This window comes from Flavobacterium sp. UBA6135 (genome assembly GCF_002428305.1).
Lineage (GTDB): Bacteria > Bacteroidota > Bacteroidia > Flavobacteriales > Flavobacteriaceae > Flavobacterium.
In genome coordinates this window covers 1-4,288 of the sequence record NZ_DIVJ01000038.1, presented here as the reverse complement: position 1 = coordinate 4,288, position 4,288 = coordinate 1, and the positions used below count along the sequence as shown (strand labels likewise).

3 protein-coding genes are annotated in these 4,288 nt (G+C 34.4%); all 3 read left to right on the top strand.

Annotated elements, in window-relative coordinates; all coding sequences use genetic code 11:
* Positions 1 to 299: helix-turn-helix transcriptional regulator (locus tag B3L86_RS09805; protein ID WP_291118344.1), on the top strand; the 299-nt coding region annotated here is incomplete at its 5' end.
* Positions 300 to 552: 253 nt separating this feature from the next.
* Positions 553 to 3,522: a SusC/RagA family TonB-linked outer membrane protein gene (locus tag B3L86_RS09800; RefSeq protein ID WP_291118342.1), complete on the top strand. Its 2,970-nt coding sequence runs from the start codon at positions 553 to 555 to the stop codon at positions 3,520 to 3,522.
* 12 nt (positions 3,523 to 3,534) lie between these two features.
* Positions 3,535 to 4,288, top strand: a 754-nt coding sequence (locus B3L86_RS09795) for a RagB/SusD family nutrient uptake outer membrane protein (protein ID WP_291118341.1), incomplete at its 3' end; no start/stop codon positions are given.

Sequence of the window (4,288 nt, the reverse complement as noted above, 5' to 3'; positions counted from 1 at the left end):
GTAAAATTAATAAATCAATAAAAGTAAATGCCATTAACAGAAAAGAATGGGAAAATTTTGAAAAAAACATACTGCAAAGTCATGAAGATTTTGTACACCGATTAACAAATAAATACCCAAACATAACTTCAAAAGACATCAAACTCTGTATCTACTTAAAAATGAATTTGTCTTCAAAAGAAATTGCACCATTAATGAATATTTCTTATCGCGGCGTTGAACTTCACCGCTACCGACTTCGTAAAAAATTGGAGTTGCACTCAGACGACAATTTATCTAATTTTATGATTAACTTATAAAAATTAATCAAAAATTATTCTTTATTTATTTTTTCTCACAATATTTTAGTGAATTTTAACCCATCATTACTACATCAAAGTGCTTTTATTGAGATGTATCTATGTTTATTTGTTAACATTACAAATAATTGATAATCAATTTAATAATTATTATTGTTTAGCTTTTGATGTAGTAGTGTAGTGAAATATTATGAGTAACTACAACGTTTTAGTTAGTATATTTACAACACCAACAAAACAAACTAATATTTATATGACAAGGTATATAATTATACTCGTTGCATTATCTTCTCAATTTTTATCACATGCACAGGAAATTTCAGGAAGAGTAACAGACTCAAAGGGATTTCCTTTACCTGATGTTGTTGTTTTAGTTTTAGAAACACAAGAAAATACCACAACCGATTTTAACGGTAATTTTACGGTAAAAGCCGAAGTAGGTGATGAAATTCAATTTTTGATGATAAGCTTTGAAAGAACTACTGTTAAGGCAACTCAAGGGATGGTTGTTGTATTAAAAGATGACAGCGATCAAAATCTCGATGAAGTGGTAGTAGTGGGATATGGAACTAAAAAAGCGGGTTCAATCACAGGATCAGTTTCTCAAATCAAATCAGCAGATATCCTTAAAACACCCGCACAGTCAGCTGTTCAAGCTATCCAAGGTAGAGCCGCTGGAGTTAATATTGTTACAAATGATGAACCCGGTGCTAATCCGTCAATTCGAATTAGAGGACTGGGGACTTTATTAGGGGGTAGAGACCCATTATATATAATTGACGGTATTGAAGCTTCTAGCCTGAATGGATTAAGCCCTAATGAAATTGAAACAATGGACATTTTGAAAGATGCGTCTTCGCTTGCCATTTATGGTCAAAAAGGCTCTAATGGAGTGGTAGTGATCTCAACTAAAAAAGGTAAAAGAGGAACGATGAAGGTTACTTTTGATTCCTATTACGGACAAAAATTTATCCAACGTGAAGTTGAAATGTCCGATTCCTATCGCTTTGCATATTATAATAATACAGCCCAAGGGTCTTCATCCTATTTTAATTTTGAACAACCCTATAACACTAATTGGTTAAACGAAATTACAAGTACCGGTGAAGTGATGAGCAATCATATTGCCGTCTCGGGAGGTAGTGAAAATGCAAATTATTATTTTGGGGCAACCAATTATAAAGAGAAAGGTATTTTAGACGGAACAGAGTTTGAAAGAACAAACATAAATTCAAGAAATGAATTCAGACTCTTAGAAGACAGATTAAAAATCTCTCAAGCTGTGAATGTTTCTATAGTGGGTAATACACCCAAACCACTAAGTGCTTTTACAAATGCTTATAAACAAGCACCAATCGTCCCAGTGCGTTTTGAAAACGGTCGTTGGGGAGTACCATTGCGAAACCCTGAAACCGGTCTCATAGATATAAACGGAAGTGACCGTTTTAACAATGTAGGAAACCCTGTTTCTCAATTGTATTATACAAATGAAAAGAACAAAAATCTAACCCTTTTTGGTTCAGTTGGTGCGGAATTAAAAATTCTTGACGAATTAATTTTTACCTCAAATTTTGGAGCAACTTTTGACTGGTCAAAAGGTTATACGTTTACCCCAAGCAGAGATATTTGGTTATCTCAGAATGCGACATCCGAAATACAAGACTATTCACCCAATGCTCCAATTAATATTTTAAATCAACGCCGCGGTGATTCATACCGTTGGAACTGGGATAATTTCTTAACCTATAAAAAAGAATTTGATAAGCATGAGTTTACGGTAACGGTAGGTATGTCTCGAACAACTTCAAACGTTTCAGAAAATTTAAGTGGAACTCGATGGAATGTCCCTGAACAATCAAATTATTGGTCGTTGGATCTTTCTTCATACAATAATGAAACCGCTCCCGGTGCTGTAGTGTCTAATTTAAGACAAACTCCTTTGGTTTCATTAGCTTATTTTGGAAGGGTAGATTATGAATTTGATAACCGATACCTTTTAACAGCTTCTGTCAGAAGGGAAGGAATAAGTGCTTTTCAAGATGCAAAAAGATGGGGAGTTTTTCCTGCCGTTTCTGCAGGTTGGGTAATTTCTAATGAGAATTTCATGCAAAATAGCAAACATATAAATTACTTGAAACTTAGAGGAGGCTATGGAGAAGTGGGGAACGGTAATACGCTTAACGCACTAAATATTCCGGTTTTTGCAGCGGGGTTCAACTATGCTTTCGGACCTGACCAAACCATCTATCCGGGAAGTAATCAACCTTATCAAGTTGACCCCAATTTAACATGGGAAACCATGAAAGAGTTTGATTTAGGTCTTGATTTTAAGGTTTTAAATAATAAATTGTCCGGTTCCTTAGATGTCTATGACAGAAAATCAGAAAACGTAATTCTTCCGGTTACTTTGCCTACCGTGCTTTCGCCGGAAAGAGTAACCGTTAATACAGGTGATGTCAGCAATAGAGGTGTTGAGTTTTCTTTACGATGGGATGATAAAATAAATGATAATCTAAATTATTGGATATCTGGAAACATATCCTATAATAAAAACGAATTGACAAGCGTAAGTAATGCATTTTTTGCCGATTATATTGGAGGAAGCATTAATAACGGTCAATGGACAAAACAAGTTTTAGTAGGTGAGGCTTTAGGAAGTTTCTATGTATATGAGGTTACGGGAATAGATAATGACGGGGCTTTTACTTATAGTGATGAACGTGTAGTAGCCGGTTCTTATTTACCAACGTATACTTATGGATTGAGTTTTGGCGGTAAATACAGAAACTTTGACTTCTCTGTGGATACTTACGGTGTTGGTGGAAATAAGCTATATAACGGGAAAAAAGCCCAGCGTTTTGGAGGTGAAAATATTGAATATGCTGTGCTGGAAAACTTCTGGTCGCCCTCAAATCCTAATGCTGAAAATCCGCTCCCGTTTAACACCATTCCAACTTCTTCAACGTATTATATTGAAGACGGAGCATTCTTTAGAATCAATAACATAACAGTTGGATTTACGTTACCTAAATTTTATGAAAAAATTGAAAGAGTGCGATTTTATCTAACAGCTATAAATCCATTTATATTCACAAAATTCACGGGATATTCACCGGAATTGGCTGGTGGTAACAATGCTGACCCACTAGGTAATGCGGGTATTGAATTAGATGCCTATCCCACAAATAAAACATTTTTACTAGGTCTTAATGTTAGTTTTTAAAAAAATAATGCTATGAATCACAATATAAAATTTAAAATAATAAGTCTTTTTTTTATTTCGGTTTTCATTTTTTCCTGTGAAGATGATTTGAATGTAGAACCAAATAATGCACAAACAGAATTTGACTTTTTAAATAATCCTGAAAACGCGGTGCAATTGGTCAATGGTATCTATAATAAACAATTGGACTTTAATATGTATTCCTTTTCTTGGATTGGGATTACCAGTATTACTTCTGATGATGCAGATAAAGGTTCAACACCAACCGACACGGGTACTGATAAACATAAAATGGATAATTTGACTTTCTCAGCAATTGATGTTTCCTTTAATGATGTTTGGAGAGGAAGATACGATGGAATTTATAGAGCAAACAATGCCTTATATTATCTGGAATTGTTAACCATAGACCCGGTTTTAAAAAACAGGTTGATTGGAGAAGTAAAATTTCTCAGAGCTCTTTTCTATTTTGACTTGGTGCGTTGTTTTGGTGGTGTCCCAATTGTTGTTGAAAAAATTGATATTAATGACTCACAAACAATTAATGAAGTCGTTTTTATCAGAAAAACGAAAGAAGAAGTTTATGCTCAAATTGAACTCGATTTAACCGATGCTATAGAGAAACTGCCTTTGAAAGGACAATATCCTCTGAATGATTTAGGAAGAGCATCAAAGGGTGCCGCTCAGGCTTTATTAGCAAAGGCGTATTTATACCAACAAAAATGGCAATTGGCTTATGCGATGTCCGGTGAAGTTATTAACTCTG